At 60.9% G+C, this 24456-nt stretch carries 19 protein-coding genes; 11 read left to right on the forward strand and 8 right to left on the reverse strand.

Annotated elements, in window-relative coordinates:
• Window positions 1-68: 68 nt before the first annotated feature.
• Together ACW5XD_RS20425 and ACW5XD_RS20430 are read right to left on the reverse strand one after the other, a co-directional pair.
• Complete coding sequence (locus ACW5XD_RS20425) at window positions 69-1454, reverse strand: alkaline phosphatase (RefSeq protein ID WP_456496460.1); 1386 nt, start codon at window positions 1452-1454, stop codon at window positions 69-71.
• An 11-nt stretch (window positions 1455-1465) separates the two neighbouring features.
• Complete coding sequence (locus ACW5XD_RS20430) at window positions 1466-2857, reverse strand: alkaline phosphatase (protein ID WP_456496461.1); 1392 nt, start codon at window positions 2855-2857, stop codon at window positions 1466-1468.
• Window positions 2858-3188: 331 nt separating this feature from the next.
• On the opposite strand from ACW5XD_RS20430, the gene ylqF reads away from it, so the two are divergent.
• Window positions 3189-4139: a ribosome biogenesis GTPase YlqF gene (gene ylqF / locus ACW5XD_RS20435; protein ID WP_456496462.1), complete on the forward strand. Its 951-nt coding sequence runs from the start codon at window positions 3189-3191 to the stop codon at window positions 4137-4139.
• A gap of 142 nt (window positions 4140-4281) precedes the next feature.
• Here the strand turns inward: ylqF and ACW5XD_RS20440 are convergent, their stop codons facing one another.
• The 3 genes from ACW5XD_RS20440 to dinG all read right to left on the reverse strand — a co-directional run bounded on the left by ACW5XD_RS20440 (window position 4282) and on the right by dinG (window position 8161).
• Entirely contained in the window at window positions 4282-5178 is an 897-nt protein-coding gene (locus ACW5XD_RS20440) for a histone deacetylase family protein (protein ID WP_456496492.1), read from the reverse strand.
• A 78-nt stretch (window positions 5179-5256) separates the two neighbouring features.
• Entirely contained in the window at window positions 5257-5916 is a 660-nt protein-coding gene (locus ACW5XD_RS20445) for a YccT family protein (RefSeq protein ID WP_456496463.1), read from the reverse strand.
• A gap of 172 nt (window positions 5917-6088) precedes the next feature.
• A complete protein-coding gene (gene dinG / locus ACW5XD_RS20450; RefSeq protein ID WP_456496464.1) occupies window positions 6089-8161 on the reverse strand; it encodes an ATP-dependent DNA helicase DinG in 2073 nt (690 codons plus the stop codon).
• A gap of 381 nt (window positions 8162-8542) precedes the next feature.
• On the opposite strand from dinG, the gene ACW5XD_RS20455 reads away from it, so the two are divergent.
• The 3 genes from ACW5XD_RS20455 (at window position 8543) to ACW5XD_RS20465 (ending at window position 12184) form a co-directional block, all read left to right on the forward strand.
• Window positions 8543-9661 (forward strand): porin, encoded by a 1119-nt coding sequence (locus ACW5XD_RS20455; RefSeq protein ID WP_456496465.1) that lies wholly within the window; start codon window positions 8543-8545, stop codon window positions 9659-9661.
• A 231-nt stretch (window positions 9662-9892) separates the two neighbouring features.
• Window positions 9893-10834 carry a hypothetical protein gene (locus ACW5XD_RS20460; protein ID WP_456496466.1) on the forward strand — a complete coding sequence of 314 codons (942 nt, stop codon included), beginning with the start codon at window positions 9893-9895 and terminating at the stop codon, window positions 10832-10834.
• A gap of 159 nt (window positions 10835-10993) precedes the next feature.
• Complete coding sequence (locus tag ACW5XD_RS20465) at window positions 10994-12184, forward strand: amino acid aminotransferase (RefSeq protein WP_456496467.1); 1191 nt, start codon at window positions 10994-10996, stop codon at window positions 12182-12184.
• Window positions 12185-12289: 105 nt separating this feature from the next.
• On the opposite strand, the gene ACW5XD_RS20470 is transcribed toward ACW5XD_RS20465, so the two are convergent.
• The 3 genes from ACW5XD_RS20470 to ACW5XD_RS20480 form a co-directional block, all read right to left on the reverse strand.
• The gene (locus ACW5XD_RS20470; RefSeq protein WP_456496468.1) at window positions 12290-13798 is read right to left on the reverse strand and encodes a helicase HerA-like domain-containing protein; all 1509 of its coding nucleotides are present in this window, start codon (window positions 13796-13798) and stop codon (window positions 12290-12292) included.
• Window positions 13799-13930: 132 nt separating this feature from the next.
• Window positions 13931-14425 carry a DUF2062 domain-containing protein gene (locus ACW5XD_RS20475; protein ID WP_456496469.1) on the reverse strand — a complete coding sequence of 165 codons (495 nt, stop codon included), beginning with the start codon at window positions 14423-14425 and terminating at the stop codon, window positions 13931-13933.
• Entirely contained in the window at window positions 14419-14937 is a 519-nt protein-coding gene (locus ACW5XD_RS20480; protein WP_456496470.1) for a DUF2062 domain-containing protein, read from the reverse strand. Before ACW5XD_RS20480 ends, ACW5XD_RS20475 begins: the two co-directional genes overlap by 7 nt.
• Before the next feature lie 27 nt (window positions 14938-14964).
• Here ACW5XD_RS20480 and ACW5XD_RS20485 point away from each other — a divergent pair, with 27 nt between their 5' ends.
• The 7 genes from ACW5XD_RS20485 (at window position 14965) to uvrC (ending at window position 24142) form a co-directional block, all read left to right on the forward strand.
• Window positions 14965-17202: a DNA internalization-related competence protein ComEC/Rec2 gene (locus ACW5XD_RS20485; protein WP_456496471.1), complete on the forward strand. Its 2238-nt coding sequence runs from the start codon at window positions 14965-14967 to the stop codon at window positions 17200-17202.
• 190 nt (window positions 17203-17392) lie between these two features.
• Window positions 17393-19162 carry a lipid A ABC transporter ATP-binding protein/permease MsbA gene (gene msbA / locus ACW5XD_RS20490; RefSeq protein ID WP_456496472.1) on the forward strand — a complete coding sequence of 590 codons (1770 nt, stop codon included), beginning with the start codon at window positions 17393-17395 and terminating at the stop codon, window positions 19160-19162.
• Window positions 19162-20157 (forward strand): tetraacyldisaccharide 4'-kinase, encoded by a 996-nt coding sequence (gene lpxK / locus ACW5XD_RS20495; RefSeq protein WP_456496473.1) that lies wholly within the window; start codon window positions 19162-19164, stop codon window positions 20155-20157. The genes msbA and lpxK overlap by 1 nt, the downstream gene beginning before the upstream one ends.
• A gap of 200 nt (window positions 20158-20357) precedes the next feature.
• Window positions 20358-20546 (forward strand): Trm112 family protein, encoded by a 189-nt coding sequence (locus ACW5XD_RS20500; protein ID WP_042036532.1) that lies wholly within the window; start codon window positions 20358-20360, stop codon window positions 20544-20546.
• Entirely contained in the window at window positions 20543-21304 is a 762-nt protein-coding gene (gene kdsB / locus ACW5XD_RS20505; protein ID WP_456496474.1) for a 3-deoxy-manno-octulosonate cytidylyltransferase, read from the forward strand. Before ACW5XD_RS20500 ends, kdsB begins: the two co-directional genes overlap by 4 nt.
• Window positions 21305-21513: 209 nt before the next feature.
• Complete coding sequence (gene uvrY, locus ACW5XD_RS20510; protein ID WP_011706579.1) at window positions 21514-22158, forward strand: UvrY/SirA/GacA family response regulator transcription factor; 645 nt, start codon at window positions 21514-21516, stop codon at window positions 22156-22158.
• A 130-nt stretch (window positions 22159-22288) separates the two neighbouring features.
• Window positions 22289-24142, forward strand: coding sequence for an excinuclease ABC subunit UvrC (uvrC, locus tag ACW5XD_RS20515; RefSeq protein ID WP_456496475.1), 1854 nt, complete (start codon window positions 22289-22291; stop codon window positions 24140-24142).
• The last annotated feature ends 314 nt before the right edge of the window (window positions 24143-24456 follow it).

Genomic DNA, 24456 nt, shown 5'->3' on the forward strand with positions numbered 1-24456 from the left:
AAACCGAAACCTTGTTGTCCGCCCCAACCCCGCGGGGCCCGGGGTCCCCCACCCGGGGCCCCTGCAGCTTATAGGCCGAGCGCCTCCCGCAGTTTGCCGAACACTCGGGTATTGTCGAGCGTGCCCTTGAAACGGCTGCTGCCTGCACCGTCCGCGAACAGCATCACATCGCCGCCACCGTGTGTCTCGGAACCCAGCTTGACGCCTGTCTCCTGCAGGTAGTCATCCGCCATTACCTTATCACTGGTGAGAGTGGCGCGCACGTCGGGGCGGTTGGGGCCGTTGCCGAACACCAGCGTCGTGAAGGGTTTGCCATCCACGTCGTTCTGGGTCGAGCCGTCGGCGTTCTTGACCAGATCCAGTACCTTGTTGCCCTTGGCTGAGTAGCCGTTGATGGTCATGGTGTGGTCATGGTCGGCGGTGACCACGATCAAGGTATCGCTCAAATCCACCTTGCCCAGCGCCGTCTTGACTGCGTCATCCAGCGCCACCGCATCGGTGAGGGAACGTTTGGCATTGGTGCCGTGCAGGGCGTGATCGATACGTCCCCCTTCCACCATCAGGAAGTAGCCCTGGCTGTTCTGGCTCAGGAGATCGATGGCCTTGGCCGTCATCTCCGACAGGGACGGCTGGGTATTCGCCGCCCCCTTGGCGACGCGGTCCAGCTCGTAGTCGAGGTGGGACTTGGTACTGAACAGGCCGAGCAGCTTGCCACTCTCGACCTTGGCCAGATCGCTCTGGGTGGTGACGTAACTGTACCCCTGAGCGGTCAGCTCGGCGGTCAGATCCCGGCCATCGGCGCGGCCGCCCTTGTTGCTGGCGCTGTAGGGGGTCCAGTGATTGGCCCCGCCCCCCATCAGCACGTCCACCCCGTCACCGAGCGCGGCGTTGAAGCCGGCGCCGCCCGGTACCGCCTGTTCGGCGATGGCATAGGCGGCATCCCGGTGGCAGATATGGGCATAGGTTGCGGCCGGGGTGGCATGGGTCAGCTCGGTGGTGGTGACGGCGCCAACCGACTTGCCCGCCGCCTTGGCCAGCTCCAATATGCTGGGCACAGGCGTGCCGTTGTCGCTGGTACAGTTGTTGATACCCTTGTTGCCGTTGGCATCCTTGCCGGGAGCGACCGCCTTGGTGTCGCTGCTCATGGCGATCACCTCGTTGTTCATCTTGACCCCGGTGGTGTAGGCCGCCATGGAGGGAGCCGAATCCGTGGTCTGGGCATCATTGGAAAAGGTCTTGATGCGGGCACTGCGTGACAGCTTCATCATCTCCAGGTTGCCCTCTTCCCCCACCTTGAACAGGCGAGTGGCGGTGAGCACGGTGGGGCCCATCCCATCACCGATAAACAGGATCACGTTCTTGGCGTCCGCGGCCTGCGCCTGGGTAACGGAACCGAGTGCTGCGAGCAGAGCAGAGCAGACGAGGGTTTTGTGGTATTTGGTGGTTTTTTTCATGGGAATGCTCCTTACAGCTTGGCTGCAGCCTTGACCTTGCCAAAGACGGCGGTGTTGTCGAGTGAGCCATGGAAGCTGTCTGCTCCCTGGCCGATGGCGCCGAGGAAGACGTCGGTACCGCCATGGGTCTCGCTACCTATCTCGCCCACCTTGACCACCACTTCCTGGTGATAGTCGTTGGCGGAGACGGTCGCATCATCCAGCGCTGCGACGCTGCTGCGCGGGCCATCCACCCGGTTGTAGCCGTTGCCAAAGCCGATGATGGTGTAGGGCATGCCATCGGCATCCTTGCTCGGTTCGCCAGTCTCGTAGTTCTTCACCAGCCCGAGCACGCCCGGGTTGTCGGCCGTGGTCTTGCCGGTGCGTTTGGCGTAGCCGTTGAGCACCAGCGTGTGGTCATGGTCGGCGGTGACCACGATCAGCGTGTTTTTCAGCTCGGGGTCGGTCTTTTTCACTTCATCGATGGCGGCCTTGATGGCGTTGTCGAAGGCCAGCGTATCCTGCAGGGCGCGTTTGGCGTTGGTGTCGTGCAGGGCGTGATCGATACGTCCCCCTTCTACCATCAGGAAGTAACCCTTCTCTTTATCCTTGAGCTGCTTGATGGCGGCCTGGGTCATCTGGGCCAGTGATGGTTCGCTAGCCGGTCTGTCCAGGTCATATTTCATGTGGCTTGCACCAAACAATCCCAGCAGCGGCTTGCCCGCGTCGGCCTTGTTCAGCTCGTCCAGGTTGCTGGCAAACTGGTAGCCCTTGGCCTGCATCTCGCTGATGAGGTTACGACCATCCTCCCGCTTGCCCTTGTCGGCTGTTGGCAGAAAGAAGCTGCTGCCACCGCCGAGCACCACGTCCAGTCCCTCTTTCAGGGCGCCGTTGTAACCGACGCCACCCGGTACCAGCTGGGCGGCGATGTCATTTTCCAGATCCCGGTTGCAGATATGGGCATAGGTGGCGGCCGGGGTGGCGTGGGTGACCCGGGTGCTGGTGACGATACCGGTGCCGCGGCCATCGGCCTTGGCCAGTTCCAGCAGTGTGGTGACCGGCTTGCCGGTACTCTTGCTGCAGTCACTTTCATAGGTAGCCTCGCTGTCCATGCTGATGACGCCGTTGTTGCTCTTGACCCCTGTCATGTAGGCCGACATGGAGGGGGCTGAATCGGTGACTTGGGAGTCGTGGGAGAAGGTTTTGATGAACGCCGTCTCCGGCAGGGTATCCATGGTGAGACTGCCCTCCTCGCCAACGCCGTAGATGCGGGCGGCGGTCAGGGTATTGAGGCCCATGCCATCGCCGAGGAAGAAGATGACGTTTTTGGCACTGGGGTCGGGTAGGGTGCTGTCGTTGTTGGAGTTGCAACCAGCAGCCAGGGCGGCGCCGATCATCAATGCAAGTCCTGCCATGTTTCTCATTGTGGTTCGCTCCTTGTAAAACCTGAGCGCAGCCTAGAGGCAGGAGATGACAATTTTAGTGGTTATCGATGACATTCCAGTGAAGGTATGAATTAAATGTGATGTTATATCAAAAGGTTACTTGTAGATTTCAGGAGAATTTCGCTTGAGGTCGCACTGGCGACCAGGGGGCGGGATCCTTGGTGGTTTGCACTCATGGGGCTAGAATAGCCTGTCAAATCGGGTCAGCGGCAGGTAAAATGCGCCCCCTTGCGACGCCTGACGTCCGCCATTGCCCGCCGCTCGTGATATAGCAAGCCAGCGCCCGCAGCCCCTACAGAGAGTAACGGATATGTCCATCAACTGGTTCCCCGGCCACATGCACAAGGCCCGCAAAGAGATTGCAGAGGTCATGCCCCAGGTCGATGTCATCATAGAGATGCTCGACGCCCGCATCCCCTTCTCCAGCGAAAACCCGCTGGTGCCCGAGTTGCGCGGTGATACCCCTGTGATCAAGGTGCTGAACAAGGCCGATCTCGCCGACCCCGAGATCACGGCGCTGTGGGTGGCTCATATGGAAAAAGAGAAGGGGATCAAGGCCCTTCCCCTGACTCAGCAGGAGCCGGAGAAGATCAAGCAGCTGCTGAACCTGTGCCATGAGATGCTGCCGGAGCGCAATCTGGAGCTGCGTGGGGTACGCGCCATGATCATGGGGATCCCCAATGTGGGCAAATCCACCCTGATCAATACCCTGGCAGGCCGCATCATAGCCCGGACTGGCAACGAGGCGGGGGTGACCAAGTCCCAGCAGCGGATCAAGCTCGACAACAACGTCATCCTGACCGATACCCCAGGCTTTTTGTGGCCCAAGCTGAACCCGCCCTCCTGCGGTTATCGACTGGCGATCACCGCGGCCATCAAGGACACCGTCTTCGACTACGCCGACATCGCCATGTTCGCCGCCGATTACTTCATCAAGGCCTATCCGGAGCGCGTCAAGGCGCGCTATCAGATAGCCGAGCTGCCGGAAACCGAGATCGAGCTGCTGGAGCTGATCGCCCGCCAGCGCGCTTTCATGCGCAAGGGGGGGCTGGCCGACCTGCACAAGGCGTCCGAGATCCTGGTCAACGAGTTCCGAGCAGGCTTCTTGGGTCGCATCTCGCTGGAAACCCCCGAGATGGTGAGCGCCGAGATAGTGGCGGCCGAAGAGGATGCGGCGCAGAAGGCCAAAGAGAAGGCCGAACGTGAAGACGAGCGCCAGGCGCGGGCCCGTCGCAAGTACGCCAAAAAGCGTCAAAAGTAGGTCTTCACCTTTTGTTTCGATACCGCTCGGGCCGTTCGATTGGATAAGCCTAATCAGGCGATTACCGCGTTATTCGGATGAAGTAAAAAGAAGAGGCGACCCACAGGGCGCCTCTTTTTTTTCATGGGCGCAGAGCAACGTATTAGGCAAAGTGCTTGCGTGCTTCCTCAAACAGCGACATGTGCAGCGGGAGCAACTGCGACCAGTCTCGACGATAACCACCGCCCGGCACGGCCACGATGGGCAGCCCATGCTGAATGGCATGGTCAAACACCATGGTATCTCGTTGACGTACGCCAGCATCGCTGAGCGACAGATATCCGAGCTCATCATCCCGATGCACATCCACGCCGGCCTGATAGAGGATGAGGTCGGGTGAGTAGAGGCGCTGCGCCAGGGTAAGCGCCTGTTCCAGCGTGGCGAGGTAGGCATCGTCCTCCATGCCACTCGGTAGGGCAAAGTCCATGTGGGATGCGGGTTTGTGACGGGGGAAGTTGTGCTCCCCGTGCAGGGAAAGGGTGATGATGTCGCGCCGACCACTGCACAGGGCCGCGCTGCCATCCCCCTGATGAACATCGAGATCCACAATCAGCACCCGCTCGCAGCGCCCTTCGTCGAGACACGTTTGGGCGGCAATCACCAGATCGTTGAACAGGCAAAATCCGCTGCCATGAGCCCGATGGGCGTGGTGGTAACCCCCGGATATTTGCAGTCCACAACCCTGTTCCAGTGCGTGACGGCTGGCTGCGAGCGTGGCGCCGACCGAGCGCAGGGTGCGCTCGATGAGTCGGGCTGACCAGGGAAAACCGAGCTGGCGAATGGCGCGATCGTCGAGTGTGCCGCCAAGGACTGCATTGACATATTCGGCATCATGGACCCGCACTATCTGCTCGCGACTTGCGGCGGGAGCTTCTGCCAACGGATAGCCAAGGCTGGTGAGGATTTCGAATAGTGCCTGATACTTGGCCAGCGGAAATCGGTGACGTGCGGGAAGTGTCAGGGAGGAGTAATGAGGGTGGTAGAAGATGCGCAGTGATATGGTGGCAAGGCCTGAACGGATGTAAAAAAGGGAGGCCAAGCCCCCCTTTTTCTGCACAAAATGGCATTCAATGCGCCATTACTGTTGCTGGATGACCCAGATCTGGAAGGCTTTGCGGGTTTCCGCATCAGCCTTGTTGTACCAGTTTTGCAGCTGGGTCAGGGCTTCCGGATTGCTCTGTGCTTTGCTCGGTGCAACTTGTACCGGTGCGCTGGCGGCGGCCATGACGGCGGCGGTAGAGACGGCGACCGTCGTGGGCTGGTTGAAGGCCTTGCCCATGTTCAGCAGTTCCTGCTGGTAGTCACGGGTCAGCTGGAAGCCTTCGACTTTCGGCAGCACGAACAGCTCGCTGGCCACGACTTGGCCGCTGCTCTTGTCTTTCAGGACCACTTTTTGATCCTTGACGAACTGTTTGGCTTCGGTTTCGTTGCGCGGTTTTTTGTAGTCCAGCACCAGTTTCTGGTTGTCGGCGGCGGTGAAGTTGATCACCAGCGGTTCGGCGGTCACCAGCTTGATGTCGCTGCGGCTGGAGTAGTTGCCTTCGAAAGCGACGACCAGTTGATGCTTGCCAGCCTTGATGGGGAAGGTGTTGGTCTTGTCGAGTACTTTGGGATTGATGGACTGACCATCGATCAACTGTACGACATAAGGATTGGTGACTTCCAATTGGGCATCGGCCAGGGCACTACCTGCCCACAACAGACCAGCCAGAGCCGGCACCAGAACAGTCAGTTTCATTTCATCTCCTTGAACAGTCAGGCGAGTGCCCACTGAAAAACAGGGGCTCATTTTTACAGGTTTGCTCAAGGGCAGCAATAGGCGTGTATGGGCCCTTTTTTGCCTTGGTCGGCGTCTCTTTTGTTGAATGAAGGTCAACTCTGCGTGCTCTGCCCGCGTGGGTGAGGCGGCCTTATTCAATCCGGCGGCTGAACGGCGGCAAGGCATCGAGCAGCCCCTTGCCGTAGCGCTTGGTCAGCAGACGCCGGTCGAGTATGGTGACCCGGCCCCTGTCTGCTTCCTTGCGAATGAGGCGACCGCAGGCCTGAATGAGCTTGCGGGAAGCTTCCGGCACCGTCAGCTGCAAGAAGGGGTTGCCGCCCCGTTTCTCGACCCACTCGGCGGTGGCCTCTTCTACCGGCGAGTTGGGCACCGCAAAGGGCAGCTTGGTGATCACCAGGTTGGTGAGGTAGTGGCCGGGCAAGTCCAGCCCCTCCGAGAAGCTGCCGGTGCCAAACAATATGCTGGCCTGACCACCATCGCACTTTTGCTTGTGCAACGTGAGCAGGGCATTGCGGGACGCTTCTCCCTGTACCAGCAAGGAGAGCCCCTTGGCGCGTAGCCCCACCGCCACCTCGTTCATCTGCCGGTAGGAGGAGAAGAGCACCAGGCTCGCCTCCTTGCCGGCCAGCAGGCGGGGAAGGGCGCTGATGAGTTCCTGGGTGAAGGCCGGGGAGCTGGGCTCATGCTCCATTTTGGGCAGGTAAAGCTCGGCTTTCTGGTAGTCAAACGGTGAGCGCAGTCGCAGATAACGGGTGCCGTCGTGCTCCTTCAGCCCCACCTGATGGCGAAAATAGCTGAACGACGAGAGGGCGGTCAGAGTGGCCGACACCAGCACGGCGCCCAGACACCTGGACCAGAGCCACTCCTCCAGCAGATACCCTACTTCGATGGGGGAGGCGTGCAGCCAGATGTCACCGTCATCGCTCTTGGCCATCCAGCGGGCGAGCGGGGTCTTGCCCTCGGGCACATGGCGTCCCAGCATCTCCCACAGGGCACAGAAACTCTCCAGCCGCTGCAGGTAGAAGCCGCTCTCTGCCAACAGGGGTTCGGCCTCTTTGCGCCGGATCTCGCCATCCTTCAATGCCTCGCCAATGGCGCCCTGCATGCGGTCGAGTGCTCGCAGTGCCTTCTTGCTCGCCTCTTTCAGGTTTTCCGCCAGTATGGGCAGGGGGTCTGGCAGCACACCTTCGGCGAATCGATAGTGCGCCTCGCCATTGAACAACCGGTCGTTGGCGCTGAGCCACTGCTCAAGCGCCTTCAGGTCCGGTTGCAGGGAGGCCAGCGCATCCTGCAGTTTGAGTTGGGGATCGAGCAGACTGTCTTTGTTCAGCGTCCTGGCCAGCTTGCCGGCACTTTGCGCCAGTTTTTCCAGCCAGCGACGGGAGCCCTTTACGCTGGCCGAGGCGGCGCCGTGGTCCCGGGCTATGGTGGGCAGGTGATGGGCCTCGTCCAGTACATAGAGACACTCATCGGGGGGCGGCAATATGATGCCCCCGCCCATGGTAAGATCGGAGAGCAGCAGGGCATGGTTCACCACCAGCACATCGGCAGCATCCATGTCGTTGCGGGCACGGTGGAAGGGGCAGTGTTGATGATGGCTCAGCGCCTTGTTGCAGGTGTGGCGGTCGGCGGCGATGCGATCCCAGCACAGATCCGGAATGGGCTTGGGCCAGTTGTCCCGGTCGCCATCCCATTTTCCGTCCGTATAGGCCTGCCACAGCGCCTGATAACGGTCCTTGTCTGAATCTGACGGTTTGTGCTTGCTTAAGCTACCGAAATCGAGCTCGAAGTTGGCCATCTCGGTGCCGCTTGCCGCTTGTTCAAGCAGATGTTCGCAGCAGTAGCGCTGGCGCCCCTTGACCAGCATGAAACGAAACGGCAGTTCACTGTGGCGGTGATAAAAGGGCAGGTCCTTGTGGATCAGCTGCTCCTGCAACGCGACGGTAGCGGTGGAGATCACCAGCTTCTTCTGGGTCAGGCGTGCCACCGGGATGGCACCCTGGGCATAGGAGAGGGATTTGCCGATGCCGGTCCCCGCCTCCGCCACCAGGATGCGACGCTGCTTGTCATATTCCCCTGTCAGGGTCTTGGCTATCTCTGCCACCAGAAAATTCTGCTCCTTGCGCGGCACAAAACCGGGTAAACCATCGGCGATCTGACGATAGGTATTGCGAATGGCGGCTTTGAGGCGGGTAGACAGCATGAAAGAAAAGACCGTTGCGGGGGAGAAGAGGGACAGGATACCCGTAACTGCCAACCCGGGTCGAGGCATGGTGCAACGCACAGATCGGACCTCTTCTTCTATTTATAAGGCGGGCCCTCGTTACTGTGCGATAAATCACCAGCATGGGCCGCTAAAGCCAGCCATTATCGCTGTAAACGTTTTCCCAAGGCGTGCAAACAATGTGGGATTCAGGTCACAATTTTTCCGCTGTGACTATGCTTTTCGTAAAAAGTTCCAAGTTTTTTCATTGCGGATTGGAAAACCCGGTGCTAGTCTCGGGCTCCATAGTGATGCAAAGAACATCGCTAACACAGGGAATAACAACAACTTAGTGTTTAATTACAGTAGGCATTGGAAACTATGAAAAAGACAATTCTGGCTATTGCTATCCCGGCTCTGTTTGCATCTGCAGCTAACGCCGCAGTGGTTTATGACAAAGACGGTACCACTTTTGACGTATACGGCCGTGTACAAGCTAACTACTACGGTGACCACAACAAATCTGTAGCTGCTACCGACCCTTCCTTGGGGATTGTTAACGGTCAGCCAGGAATTAAACCGGGCACTCCTGCTCATTATGAGGACGTTGATGGTGAACTGATCGGCTCTTCCCGTCTGGGTTGGTCCGGCAAGATTGCCTTGAACAACACTTGGTCCGGTATCGCCAAGACCGAGTGGCAAGTTTCTGCTGAAAACTCTGCTAACAAGTTCGACTCCCGTCACATCTATGTTGGTTTCGACGGCACCCAGTACGGTAAGATCATCTTCGGTCAGACCGACACCGCCTTCTACGACGTGCTGGAACCGACCGATATCTTCAACGAGTGGGGCGATGTAGGTAACTTCTATGACGGTCGTCAAGAAGGTCAGGTCATCTACTCCAACACCTACGGTGGCTTCAAAGGTAAACTGTCCTATCAAACCAATGATGACAAGGCCGTCAAAGTTACCGATGTTGGTCAAGGCATCAAAGAAAACGCGGTGTATGGCAAGGATGTTAAGCGTAACTACGGTTATGCCGCCGCAGCCGGTTATGACTTCGACTTCGGTCTGGGCCTGAACGCTGGTTACGCCTACTCCGATCTGGAAAACGCCGGAACCAACAACACCGGTGACAAGAAAGAGTGGGCACTGGGTGCACACTACGCCATCAACGGCTTCTACTTCGCCGGTGTCTACACCCAAGCAGATCTGAGCTACGACACCACCACCGGTGGTGACAAGGACAAGGGCCGTGGCTACGAGTTGGCTGCTTCCTACAACGTTGATGCTTGGACCTTCTTGGCTGGTTACAACTTCACTGAAGGTAAAGCTGCTTCCAACAAAGCTGGTGCCGAGTACCAAGACATCGTTGACGAAACCCTGCTGGGCGTACAGTACGCTTTCACTTCCAAGCTGAAAGCCTACACCGAGTACAAAATCCAGGGTATCGACAAGCTGGATGACGAGTTCACTGTTGCCCTGCAATACAACTTCTAATCCAGTCTTAGCACTGATTTAGTTGATAAACGGCCAAGCTTGCTTGGCCGTTTTGTTTTATCTGCTGCCTGTCATTTCATTGCCCGCTTCCGCCCGCGTTAATCACTCCCCTTGACCTCTTTGGCCTGCGCCAGTTCACGTTGTCTCTTTTTTATCCTTGGCTCTTCGTCAGCGAATCGCTAGATTATTCAACTCGTTGAAGGACGCTCGACCAACAGGGAAGGACGACGCTTGATTGACTTCAGTCACCCGCAATGGCGGGAACTGGCCCGCCAGCTATTGGATCACTCCCCCCTGGTGATCCGGGCTCGCCAGTATCTGCCGCTGGTAGGCCTGCTCAAGGACAACCAGTTACTGCTCGCCCTTGGCAACCACCACTATGAGCTGACCCCGGCCGGGCGGCGCTATCTGACCCGTGAGCTGATGTTGGCCGAGATAGCCACAGCCCCGCCGGCGCCCGAAGAGTGGTTGCAGGCCCATGGCTGGCAGCTTGGTGAGCGAGTCAATGAGCGAGTACTGGCTGCGCTCTATCGCAAACCGGAGGCAACCTTCAGCCCCAACGAGCAGATCGATTTCGAGGACAAGGGCATTCGGCTCTGCGCCGATCAGCTGCTGCGCTTGCGTGCGCCGCAGCCCTTCAGCCTGTTTTTCAGCGGCGGTACCCTGCTCGATGCGGCCCCCTGGTTGCAGGCATTGGGGGAACTGGCCTTGCCTGAGCGTACCCTGGCCGGGCTTGGCAAGATCCTGTGGGGAGAGGGGAATATCGAGCGGGTGATCACCACCGACAGCGTCGGTGCCTTTGCCGAGCTGGCGCTCTGTGCCGGCTCCCTGCTGGTATGGGCGCCCACGACGGCGCAAGTCGCCTTGCAACAGGTCGTGGCCGCCCTGCCGCCCAATGTACAGTGGAGCCACCTCACCTCACTCGATCCCGCCGGTGTGGATCGGACATTGACGCTGGCCCAGCGCTTGGGTCGCCCGGCCAGCTGGTGGCAGCCTACCGCGCTTGCACCCATCATGGCGGCTTATGCCCTGCCGCTGGCCGATTCCCGCCCCTGGGAACCAAGCCGGATCCCCCGCTCATTGTTAGCAGTTTGTAGCGGTTTGGTTGAGTCCAATAGTGGCTTGTCTGCCGAGGTGTGCGCGCTGGCGCCAGAGTGGCATGCGGTCGGTTGATATTGCCGCAGATGTCGTTGAGAAAGCGGTTTTCCCCCATTGAGCGCGATGATATAAAGAGTTGACGAAGCGCTCGCCAAACGGGCGCTTTCGTGTGTCACAGACGGTTTGCCGACACGCTTTGCCACCCAACGAACTCAACGGAATACAGGGAATACCATGTTTGAAAAGGTTGTTGCCGCCCCAGCGGATCCGATCCTGGGCCTGACCGAAGCCTTCCGCGCTGACTCTCGCAGCCACAAGATCAATCTGGGGGTCGGGATCTACAAGGATGAGACCGGTGCCACCCCTATCCTTCACTGCGTCAAGAAAGCCGAGCAGAAGCTGCTCACTGGCGAGAAGACCAAGAACTACCTCGGTATCGAAGGCAATATCGAATACGGCCGCATAGTGCAGCAACTGCTGTTCGGACAGGACTCCGCCTTGATCACCAGCGGCCGCGCCAAGACGGCCCAGGCGCCGGGCGGCACCGGTGCTCTGCGCATCGCCGCCGAGTTCGTGGTGCGCAATGGTCTGGCCAAGACCATCTGGATCTCCGATCCCACCTGGGCCAACCACGTCAGCGTGTTCCAGGCTGCCGGTTTGACCGTCAAGTGGTACAAGTACTACGACGCCGCCACCAAGGGGCTCGACTTTGCCGCCATGCAGGCGTCGCTCAGTGACGTGCAGGCTGGTGAGCTGGTGCTGCTGCACGGATGCTGCCACAACCCGACCGGTATCGATCCGACTACCGAACAGTGGCGCGCCCTGGCCAAACAGAGTGCCGCTGCCGGCTGGCTGCCGCTGTTTGACTTCGCCTATCAGGGCTTTGCCCGTGGTATCGAAGAGGATGCCGAGGGCCTTCGCATCTTCGCCGAGTGTCACGACGAGCTGCTGGTGGCGAGCTCTTTTTCCAAGAACTTCGGCCTCTACAATGAACGGGTCGGCGCCTTCACCCTGGTCAGCGCGACCAAGGCGATCGCTGACGTGGCCTTCACCCAGGTCAAGACCGTCATCCGAGCCAACTACTCCAACCCGCCGTCACACGGCGCCGCCGTCGTCACCGCCGTGGTGAGCGATCCGGCCCTCTATGCCGAGTGGGTGGAAGAGGTGGCTGCCATGCGGGTGCGCATTCGCGAGATGCGCGAGCTGCTGGTGGAGAAGCTGGCGGCCCTCGGTGTGAGCCAGGACTTCAGCTTCATTCGCGAGCAGAACGGCATGTTCTCCTTCTCCAGTCTCTCCAAGGATCAGGTTGAGCGCCTCAAGAGCGAGTTTGCCATCTACATCGTTGGTTCAGGCCGGATCAGCGTGGCCGGGATCACCCGCGCCAACATAGATCCGCTGTGTGACGCCATCGCCAAGGTGCTGTGATGCTCCAGCCGTGATGGCTGAGTGTTTGCGTAGGTGATGTTGCCTGAGCCGTAAAAAGCCCGCCGGGGAGACCCGGCGGGCTTTTTCATTCCTGCGGTTTGTCCCTCAGCGGCGTCGCTTGTTGCCCCCCAGCAGGGAGCCGAGTACCCCGCGTACCAGCTGGCGTCCCACCTCGCTGCCTATGGTGCGAGCCACGCTCTTGGCTGCGGTCTGCACCACGCCGTCGTGCTGGCCTCCACGGGGGCCGGTGTGGCCAAACAGGATGCCATTGAGGGCATCGAGCAGGCCGCCTTCCCCGCTGGATGACTGTTCGCGGCCTTGCTCGCCAGTGGTTGTCACCTTGCCGCTGTTGAGCCGCTCGAAAGCAGACTCGCGATCCTCCGGCGTCTCGTAGCGGCCGTGCAGCAGGGAGCCCTGAATGAGTGCCTGCCGCTCGGCCTCGCTCAAGGGCCCGATGCGGCTGGCGGGCGGTGCTATGAAGGCGCGCTCCACCACGTTCGGGCGCCCCTTTTCATCGAGCAATGAGACCAGGGCCTCGCCCACCCCCAGTTCGGTGATGACGCCGGCCGCATCGAAGGCCGGGTTGGCGCGCAGGGTGTTGGCGGCGATCCGTACCGCTTTTTGATCGCTCGGGGTGAAGGCGCGCAGCGCGTGCTGTACCCGGTTGCCGAGCTGTCCCTGCACGCTGTCGGGAATATCGGCCGGGCTCTGGGTCACGAAGTAGACGCCGACTCCTTTCGAGCGGATGAGCCGCACCACCAGCTCTATCTTCTCCAGCAGCGCCCTGGGGGCATCGTTGAACAACAGATGGGCCTCGTCGAAGAAGAATACCAGCACCGGCTTGTCCGGGTCGCCCACCTCGGGCAATTGCTCGAACAGTTCCGACAACAGCCAGAGCAGGAAGCAGGCATAGAGCCGGCTGGACTGGGTCAGCTTGCTCGCCGCCAGCACATTGATGTGGCCGTGACCGGCTTCGTCGGTCTGCAACAGATCCTGAATGTCCAGCATGGGCTCGCCGAAGAAGTGATCGCCCCCCGCGCTCTCCAGGGTGAGCAGATTGCGCAGGATGGCGCCGATGGAGGCGGTCGACACATTGCCATAGCGGGTGGTCAGGGATTTGGCGTTTTCCCCGGCAAACTGCACTATGGCACGCAAGTCTTTGAGGTCGAGCAGCAGCAGGCCCTCGTCGTCCGCCACCTTGAACACCAGCTCCAGCACCCCGCTCTGGATATCGTTGAGGCCGAGCAAACGGGCCAGTAGCAGGGGGCCCATGTCGGAGACGGTGGCCCGCACCGGGTGCCCCTGCTCGGCAAACAGATCCCAGCACAGGGTGGGGCTGGCGGCAAAGGCGGGAGCTGGAATGGCGAGCTGGGCCAGACGCGCATCCAGCTTGCTGGATGGGGTGCCGGCGGCACCCAGTCCACTGAGATCACCCTTTACGTCCGCCAGAAAGACCGGCACCCCGAGGCGGGAGAACCCCTCTGCCAGCACCTGCAGGGTGACGGTTTTGCCCGTGCCCGTGGCGCCCGTGATGAGACCGTGACGGTTGGCCATGGCGGGCAGCAGGGAGAGGGAACGGCCTTTGGCATAGGCCAGCGTCAGCGGTTCTGTCATGGTGGGCTCCTTGTCCTGGCTGGTGGCGGAAAGCAGCTAGCTACAAGGAGTGTGGCGGCAGAGCCAAATGATGGCAAGAGAGGGGGGGGGAATCACCTTGTCAGGACAAAGGCTGTCCTGACAAGGTGTTGGTCAGCGTGCGCGCGCCAGCTTGGCCAGCTGCAACAGCAGCAGAGTGAGGGCCGCGCCGCTGGCGGCGGTCAGCACCGCCAGCAAGAGGCTGCCGAGCAGGAAGGGCGGCACCAGGGTAGCCGCCTCGTGTTCCAGCCAGTGCAGGGACCAGGTGAGATGAAACGGCTCGGGTGTCTTGTGCAGCATCATACAGCCGGTGCGGTAGGCATAGAGATACATGAAGGGAAGCGTCACCGGATTGTTGAACCAGACCGCCAGCAGGGCCAGCGGCAGGTTGAGGCTGAAGGCCAGCGCAAGGGCGACGGCGATCAGCGAATGCATGGGGACCGGGATCCAGCAGGCGAAGAGACCGGCTGCCACGGCACCACTCAGAGCCCGCGATCCTCCCTGCCAGAGTGCGGGTACCAGCAGGCGTTCACCAAACAGGGCGAACCACTTCTGTTGGCGCAGGGTGTCCGGATCTATCTTGAAACGGGCAAACCAGCGACTCAGCATACCCGCGCCTCCTTGCGCTTTTGCCACTGGCGTACCGTGCTGATGCGCCAGAAGGTGCGGATCAGGGCGTAGCCGATCAGCGAACTCAACAGGGCGAGCACCAGAGAACCCAGCAGCAGGGGCGGGGCCACCGTCTCGAATACCGACACCAGCCAGGCCCAGGTGAACTCGATGTCGATGTGTTGGGAGGGTTGCCCCAGCAACTGACAGCCGGTCAGATAGGCGCCGTAAAACAGGGGCGGCATGGTAAAGGGGTTGGAGAGCCAGACCAGGGCGACCGAGAGGGGCAGATTGACCCGACAGGCAATGGCACCGCCGGCCGCCAGCAACATCTGGCAGGGGAGGGGGATCCAGGCCATGAAGAGGCCGACCGCGAACGCGCCGGCGGCGGATCGCCGGTTGAGATGCCACAGATTGGCATCGAGCAGCAGCTTGCCGAACAGCCGCAAGTGCTTGTGTTCCTTGAGTCTCTCTTGATCAGGCATCCAGCGTTTTATGAGTCGTTTGGGCATATTGAAACCTTGCTAAATACTTGCACCATGGATCTGCGCTTGTTGTCGTTTGCCCTGGGGGCAAGCTCCTCGCTACTTTGGCCATGGTTACCTTCATGGGAATGGGGGGGCCTGATGCTGCTGATCGCGCTCCCCCTCGCCTGTTATCGCTGCTGGCGTCTGCTGTTTCTGCTGCTCGGCATCCTCTGGATGCAGACCAATCTGCAGTACCGGCTCGCCTGGCTGGATCAGCTGGAGGCGCAGGCGAGCCACATCATAACCGCACGCTTGCAAAGTGCAGAGCCCGAGGGCGATAAATTTGTCCGGCTGCTGCTGCGGGTAGCGTCTCTCGATGGTCAGGCGCTGACCCCGGCGCCGCTGGTGCGGATCAATGCCTACCAGACCCTGCCCGCTCTGCCGGCGGGCAGCCAGGTGACGCTGGTGGTCTCTCTCAAACCGGCCCATGGGCTGGCCAACGAGGCGGGCATGGATGGACGGCGTCTGTTGCTGGGCAAGGGCATCACAGCCACCGGCAACCTGCGCCGCATCATAAAGACGCAGGCCGCCGCGCCGGGCTGGCGGGATCGCTGGCTGGCTGAGGCCGCCGCCAGCTGGCAGGGGCTGACCCATGCTCCCCTGTTGTCGGCACTCACCTTTGGCGAGCAGAGCGGCATCACGGATGAGCAGTGGACGCTGTTTCGCGGCAGCGGGCTGACCCATATCATCGCCATCTCCGGCCAGCATATCGCATTGGTTGCCGTGATCGGCTGGTGGCTGGGGCGGTTGTTCGGGCTGCGCGGGGCCATACTGGGCGCCCTGCTGTTTGCCGCCGTCTACAGCTGGCTGGCGGGATTTGCGGTGGCCACCGAGCGGGCCCTCATCATGGTGCTGGTGTGGAGCCTGCTGCGCTGGCGCCGGCGCGAGTGGCCCGCTTATCGCATCTGGCTGTGGGCCTTCGTAGCGCTGGTGTTGTGGGATCCCTTCGCCCTCTACTCGGCCGGCTTCTGGCTCTCGTTTCTGGCGGTGGCCCTGCTGCTGGCGGCGGGTTATCTGGAGGCCAAACCCGGTCTGGTGCGGCTGCAGGGCTTGCTGCTGCTCGGCTTGCTGCCGCTGCAACTGGCCTTGTTCGAGGGCATAGCGCCGCTGGCGCTGCTGCTCAATCTGCTGGCGTTGCCGCTGTTTTGCATCGGGATCATTCCGCTGGCGCTGATCGGCGTCCTGCTGGCGCCGCTCTGGGGCTGGCTGGCCCACGGTTTGTTCTGGCTGGCGGATCTGGGGTTGCAGTGGGTGTTGTGGGGGCTGACGCAACTGGCCAGCCAGTGGCAGCTATGGTGGCCTGTGCCGGGCTGGGTGATACCGGCCAGCGCCCTGCTGACCCTGCTCTGGGGCGCCTGGCACGTGCCGGGGGCGCGCCCGCTCTGTATTCCTGTGGTCGCGGCCCTCTTGCTTGCCGCCTGGCCTACGCCAATGCGCTGGCAAGTGCGGGTGCTGGATGTGGGGCAGGGCTTGTCTGTGCTGATCACCCAAGGGGAGCGCAGCATCCTCTACGACACAGGGGATCGTTATCCCGGCGGTTACAACATGGCGGATGCCGCCATTCTGCCGCTGCTCAACCGGCTCGATGTGCAGGTACTGGATTATCTCATCATCAGCCACAAGGACAGGGATCACGCCGGCAACCGCCGGGCCATACTGCGGGCGCTGCCGGTGCGTCATGAGCTCTCCTCATACGATTTCGGCTCGCTGACCGGCTTGTGTCGGCGTGGCCAGCGCTGGCACTGGCAGGGGCTCGACTTTGCCGTGCTCTGGCCCGAGCAGCCCGGACGCGGCCACAACAACGATGGCTGTGTGTTGCAGATAAGCGATGGCAACCGGCGCATCCTGCTCAGCGCGGATATCGAACAGGAGACAGAACGCCGCCTGCTGGCACTGGATCGGGGCGAGCTGGCCAGCACCTTGCTGGTAAGCCCGCATCATGGCAGCCGTACCTCGTCCACCCCGGCTTTCGTCGCGGCGGTGAATGCCCGTTATGTGGTGCACAGCGCAGGATTTATTAATCAGTGGGGCTTTCCCCGTCCCGAGGTGGTAGCCAGGTATCGGCAGGCCAGTCAGTGGATCACCGGGCTGGATGGCGCCATCCTGATTGAACCCCAGGCTGACGGGCTCGGCATCCGCGCCGAGCGTGACCATGGTCCCTGGTATCGCCGGGGCGGCACCTGGTGGCGTCCCGCTGGCTGGCCCACGTCACCCTCTGCCATTTCCCGCCCGGAGCCGGTCAGGAAATAATTCATCATCTCCCCCTATCGAGTCCCGTTCTCTGGTATCGAGATGGCGGTGCTTGGCGGATGCCCAGGCGTTGGCCAGGGTAATAATCCGTCATTTCCCGCTTGGGTTGTTGGTATCGAGATGGCGGTGCTTGGTGGATGCCCAAGCTTTGGCTAGAATACCCCGTCATTTCCCTTATTAACGGCTATTCATGCAACAAGAAACCTCACAAGACAGCTGGCCCGTCTTCAAGCGTCTGCTCGGTTATGTCCGGGATCGCAAGCTGGGTCTGGTCGGCGGCATCATTGGGATGCTGGGCTATGCCGCCGTGGATACCACCTTCGTCTACTCCATCAAGCCACTGATCGATCAGGGCCTCAATGGCAATGACAGCGACGTGCTGAAATGGATGCCTTTCTTCGTGCTCGGCATCGTTGCCCTGCGTGGCTGCGCCACCTTCCTCTCCAACTATTGCATGGCCTGGGTCGGCAACCATGTGGTGATGCGGCTGCAACAGCAGGTATTCAGTCACCTGATGGCCATGCCCATGAGCTTTTTCGACCGCCAGAACACCGGCAACCTGCTGGCCAAGGTGACCTATGACGCGGGTCAAGTCTCCTCTGCCGCCAGCTCCACGCTGGTCTCGCTGGTGCGGGAAGGGGCGACTGTGGTCGGCCTGCTCGGCCTGATGTTCTGGCACTCCTGGCAGCTGTCGGTGATCTTCCTGGTGGTGGGGCCGGTGGTGGGCATACTGATTGGTCTCATCAGTCGCCGTTTTCGCAAAATAAGTCGTCACATCCAGCAGGCGGTGGGTGACATCACCACCTCGACCGAGCAGATGCTCAAGGGTCATAAAGAAGTGCTGATGTTCGGTGGCCAGCAGGTCGAAGAGAAACGCTTCTTCCGCGTCAGCAACCACATGCGCCAGCAGACTATGAAGATGGTCGCCGCCGATGCCATCGGCAGCCCCATAGTGCAGATGGTGGCCTCGGTCGCCCTGGCTGTGTTCCTCTACGTGGCCACCATAGACTCGGTCAAGGCGACCCTGACCGCCGGTACCTTCACCGTCATGGTCACCTCCATGATGATGCTGCTCAAGCCGCTCAAAAGTCTGACCGACGTCAACAACCAGTTCCAGCGCGGCATCACCGCCTGTCAGAGCCTGTTCGGTCTGCTCGATTCCACCCCGGAAGAGGACAGCGGTACCCGTACCCTGGATCGTGCCCGTGGCGAGATCGAGTTTCGCAACGTCACCTTCACCTACCCGACCAAGGACACCCCTGCGCTGCACAACGTCAGCTTCAAGGTGGAAGCGGGTAAATCCGTGGCCCTGGTGGGGCGCTCCGGCTCCGGCAAGAGCACCATCGCCAGCCTGCTGACCCGTTTTTACGACGTGGAGCAGGGCGAGATCCTGCTGGATGGCGTCAATATTCGCGAGTACCGCCTGAGCGAGCTGCGCAAGCAGTACGCCCTGGTCTCCCAGCACGTGCACCTGTTCAACGACACTGTCGCCAGCAACATCGCCTATGCGGCGGAAGAGAAATACAGCCGGGAAGAGATCCAGCAGGCGGCCCGCATCGCCCATGCCGACGAGTTCGTCAGCAAGATGACCCAGGGGTACGATACCGTGGTCGGCGAGAACGGGGCTTCACTGTCCGGTGGTCAGCGTCAGCGTATCGCCATCGCCCGCGCCCTGCTGCGCGATGCGCCCGTGCTGCTGCTGGATGAGGCGACCTCTGCACTCGATACCGAGTCCGAGCGTCACATCCAGGCTGCCATCGACGAGCTGTGCAAGGCGCGCACTTCGCTGGTGATCGCCCACCGCCTCTCCACCATAGAGAAGGCGGACGAGATCCTGGTGATCGACGAGGGTCATATCGTCGAACGCGGCAACCATGAAGTCTTGATGGCCAGGCAGGGCACCTATGCCCAGCTGCGTGCCATTCAGTTTGGCAATGTTGCCGTGGGTAACAAGGGCTAATGCTGCAGCAACTCTGGTATGGGCAGACCCGCTGGCGCTGGTTGCTGGCCCCCGCCGCCTTGCTGTTTGCCATCATCAGCGGCGCTCGTCGTGTCGCCTATCGGCGCGGTTGGCTCACAAGTTATCGTGCCAACCTGCCGGTGATCGTCGTGGGCAATATCTCGGTTGGCGGCAACGGCAAGACCCCTGTGGTGGTCTGGCTGGTGGAACAGTTGCAAGCTCGCGGGTTCAGGCCCGGGGTGGTGAGTCGCGGCTATGGCGGCAAGGCGCCCCATTATCCCTATCGGCTCGATGCCAATAGCAGCACGGCGCAGGCGGGTGACGAGCCGGTGCTCATCGCCCGTCGTTGCGGCTGCCCCGTGGTGGTCGCACCCAAACGGGCCGATGCGGTGCGTCTGCTGGAGCAAGGTGGCGAGGTAGATATCATCATCACAGACGACGGTCTGCAGCACTATGGGCTGGCCCGTGACATCGAGCTGGTGGTGGTGGACGGGGTACGCCGTTTTGGCAACGCCTGCCTGCTGCCCATGGGGCCGCTGCGCGAGCCCGTGACCCGGTTGAAACGGGTGGATGCCATCATCTGCAACGGCGGCACGCCAGGCAAGGGGGAGTACCCCATGCGGCTGCTGGCCGCTGCGCCGCGCCGGGTGCGCGATGACATGCCCGCCAGCGAACCCTTGCCCCGCGCTGTGGATGCCCTGGCAGGCATAGGTCATCCCCCCCGTTTCTTTGCCACCCTGACCAATCTCGGTTATGAGCTTCAGCAGAGCGTTGGTTATGCGGATCATCAGGCGTTTGAGCGGGATGAATTGCTCGCTCGCTTCGGCGAACGGCCGCTGCTGATGACCGAAAAAGATGCGGTCAAGTGTCGGGGTTTTGCGCCGGATAACTGGTGGTATCTGCCGGTCAGTGCCGAGTTGCCGGCCTCCTTGCTCGACAACCTGTTGCAGAAATTGGCCCTAGTAAAGATGCCAGGTTCCGGCTCTGAACACTGAAGGGTGGCATGGCCCGACGCCATGGCCCGACGCCATGGCCTGTGCTGGCTTGCCCGGCATCATAGCCTGCTCGACGTCGTTGAAGGAGCCGTGATTTGGCTCCAGATTGTAGAATATTAATTGCTCGACATCATGGCGTGCCCGGCATCATGGCCCGCTTGAGATCGTCGCTTGCTCGACATCGTTGAAGGAGTTTCGTTTTGGCACTGGATATCAAATTGCTCGACATCATCGCCTGCCCGGTTTGCAAGGGGAAGCTGCACTACAACAAGGCTGTACACGAGCTGGTCTGCCGTTTCGACAAGCTGGCCTATCCGTTGGAGGAGGGGATCCCGGTGCTGCTGGAGAACCGTGCCCGTCATCTCAATAGCGATGAGATGCCCTCATGAGTTTCGTGGTGATCATTCCTGCCCGCTATGCCTCCACCCGCTTGCCGGGCAAGCCGCTGGCGGACATCCACGGCAAGCCCATGGTGCAGCACGTGGTCGAGAAGGCGCTGCAATCCGGTGCGGATCGGGTGATCGTCGCCACCGATGACGAGCGGGTACGCAGTGCGCTGGCCTCCTGTGCCGCGCTCGCGGGCTTTGAGGTGTGCATGACCTCGCAGGATCACCAGTCCGGCACCGAGCGTCTGGCGGAGGTGTGCCGTCACTACGGCTTTGCCAGCGATACCATCGTTGTCAATGTGCAGGGGGATGAGCCGCTCATCCCGCCCGCCATCATACGTCAGGTGGCCGACAATCTGGCCGCGGCGACGGCCCCCATGGCCACCCTCTCAGTGCCCATTGTGGATGCGGAGGAGGCGTTCAACCCCAACGCGGTCAAGGTCGTGACCGACAAGGATGGCTACGCCCTCTACTTCAGTCGGGCCAGCATCCCCTGGGACAGGGATCGCTTTGCCAGGGGCCACGAACAGATTGGTGATCACTACCAGCGCCACATCGGCATCTACGCCTATCGCGCCGGTTTCATCCAGCGTTACGTGGATTGGGCGCCGAGTGTACTGGAGCAGGTCGAGGCGTTGGAGCAACTGCGGGTGCTCTGGTACGGAGAGAAGATCCACGTGGCCCAGGCACTGCAAGCGCCACCTGTCGGGGTGGATACCCAGGCTGATCTGGACAAGGTACGCGCGCTGCTGGCGAACTGATGCCAGCACCACCGATATGACTCTGAACGGTGCCCACGGGCACCGTTTTTTTGTTGATATATACATAATTATTTGATTAAAAACGCCATTTATGAACAGTTTCAAACTTTTCCCGCCCATGGTTTGCCAAACCAGCGAGTTTGGTTATGATGCAAGACGCCGTGTTAACCCTAACTGGCATATAACGAGATAAAAAACGGGGTGTTTGGGTGATTAATGTATTCCTGGTCGATGATCATGAGTTGGTGCGTACAGGGATAAGACGCATTCTGGAAGATGTCCGCGGGATCAAGGTGGTGGGCGAGGCGCAGAGCGGAGAAACCGCAGTCACTTTCTGCCGTCAGCACCATCCAGACGTGATCCTGATGGACATGAACATGCCGGGCATCGGCGGCCTGGAGGCGACCCGCAAGATACTGCGGATCCGGCCCGATGTGCGCATCATAGTGCTGACCATTCATTCAGAAAATCCGTTTCCCACCAAGGTGATGCAGGCGGGCGCCGCCGGTTATCTCACCAAGGGGGCCGCCCCGGACGAGATGATCCACGCCATTCGCCTGGTGCACTCCGGCCAGCGTTACATCTCTCCCGAGATCGCCCAGCAGATGGCGCTTAGCCAGTTTGCGTCGGCGGATGAAAATCCCTTCAAGTCCCTCTCCGAGCGCGAGCTGCAGATCATGATGATGATCACCAAGGGGCAGAAGGTGACCGACATCTCCGAGCAGCTGAACCTGAGCCCGAAGACGGTCAACAGCTACCGTTACCGCTTGTTCAGCAAGCTCAACATCAACGGCGATGTGGAGCTGACCCATCTGGCCATTCGCTATGGCATGCTGGACGCCGACACCCTGTAAACGGGTGGCGGGGAGTCAAAAAGGCGGCGGGTGCCGCCTTTTTGCATTTCGCTGACCTGGCGCAGTATGCTCTCCCCCGTCGATGTTGATTTCTATCGTTTTCGTCCCTTTGTGTTGAGCCGAGTAGCTGATGACCCTTTCTCCCGAGCCCCTTTTTGACAGCAAAGCCTTTCTGAGTGCCATGACTCACCAGAGCGGCGTCTACCGCATGTATGACAGCGGTGGCACCGTCATCTATGTGGGCAAGGCCAAGGATCTTAAAAAACGGCTCGCCTCCTATTTTCGCGCCAAGGTCGACAGCATCAAGACCCACACCCTGGTGCGCCAGATCGCCGATATCCAGGTGATGGTGACCCACACGGAGACCGAGGCGCTGATCCTCGAGCACAACCTCATCAAGCAGTACCAGCCGCGCTACAACGTGCTGCTGCGGGACGACAAATCCTACCCCTGGATCATCATCACAGGGCACCAACATCCCCGCATCGGCGTCCATCGCGGCGCGCGCAAGGTGAAGGGGGAGTACTTCGGCCCTTACCCCTCCGGCGGCGCCGTGCGCGAGAGTCTGCATTTGATGCAGAAGATCTTCCCGGTGCGCCAGTGCGAGGATGCCGTCTATGCCAACCGTACCCGTCCCTGCCTGCTCTATCAGCTCAAGCGCTGCGCCGGCCCTTGCGTGGCGGGGCTGGTGAGCGAGGCGGAATATGCCCAGCAGGTGGAGTTGGCCAAGCTGTTTCTGGCAGGCAAGAACCAGCAGGTGATTGGGGAGCTGGTGGGCAAGATGGAGTGCGCCAGCGGCGATCTGCGTTTCGAGGATGCGGCCCGCTATCGCGATCAGATCCAGGCCCTGCGCCGGGTGACCGAACAGCAGTCGGTGAGTGGCAACGTACTTGATGAACTGGATGTGGTAGGGGTGGCGTTCGAGCAAGGCGCGGCCTGCATCCATGTGCTCTTCATTCGTCAGGGCAAGGTGCTTGGCTCACGCAGCTACTTCCCCAAGGTGCCGAGCGATACGCCCCTCGACGAGGTGGTGCAATCCTTCCTGCTGCAGTTTTATCTGTCGGGGCAGGGGGGCAGGCAGATCCCGAGCGAGGTACTGCTGGATGTGGCCCTCGAGGATGAGGGCGTGATTGCCGAGACCCTGAGCCAGACCGCCGGTTACAAGGTGCGGGTGGTGAGCCGTACCCGCGCCGAGCGGGCCCGTTTCATCAAGCTCGCCTCCATCAATGCGCAGACGGCGCTGCGCTCGCGTCTTGCCCACAAGAGCACCACTCAGGCCCGCTTCAGCCAGCTGGAGGAGCTGCTGGAGCTGGAGCAGCCCATCGCCCGGATGGAGTGCTACGACATCTCTCACACCATGGGGGAGCGCACCGTGGCGTCTTGCGTGGTGTTCAACCGGGAGGGGCCGCTCTCCTCGGAATACCGCCGTTTCAATATCGACGGCATCACGGGGGGGGATGACTACGCCGCCATGGAGCAGGTGCTGGAGCGCCGCTTTGGCAAGCAGCAGGAGCCTGACAAGGTGCCGGACGTGCTATTTATCGATGGCGGCCTGGGTCAGCTGCGCCGCGCCGAGGAGATCCTGGCCCGTCAGCTGGAGTTCCTCGGCGGCAAATACCCGCTGCTGGTGGGCATCGCCAAGGGGGTAACCCGCAAGGCGGGGCTGGAGACTCTGATCATGGGGGAGAGCCACGAAGAGCTACACTTGCCGGCGGATATGCCCGCTTTGCACCTTATTCAGCATATTCGCGACGAATCCCACCGTTTTGCCATCACGGGCCACCGGGCCCGCCGAGCCAAAGCCCGTACCACCAGTACCCTGGAGGATATTCCGGGGGTGGGGCCCAAGCGGCGTCAGGCGCTGCTCAAGTATCTGGGCGGTCTGCAGGAGGTGAAAAAGGCAGGGGTGGACGAGCTCGCCAAGGTGCCCGGCATCAGCCAGGAGCTGGCCCAGTCCATTCATGATGCCTTGCACTCGCTCTGAGCCGGCAGAGTGCTCGGCATCAGCCAAGCGCTGGTCTGACCCACGCCATTCACGATGTCCTGCACTCACTCTGAGCCGGCGGTCAGGGCTCGTCGCGCTCGGCATTCAATCTATGGCATCTCCCATGCGCAGCACACGTTCTGAATCGTGGCCGCAATCCTGCCTCTGAGTGCACAAGAGCCGTGACGCAGGGGGGCTGCAAATGCCATAATGGCCCGCATCCTGAGGTTGTTGATGGATTAATAGACCAAGGCGGGCGCCTGTCCGGTTGCATCCGTGATCGGCTTGGGGCTACCATGTAGCGGCATACAAGA

Source organism: Aeromonas enterica (assembly GCF_054052465.1).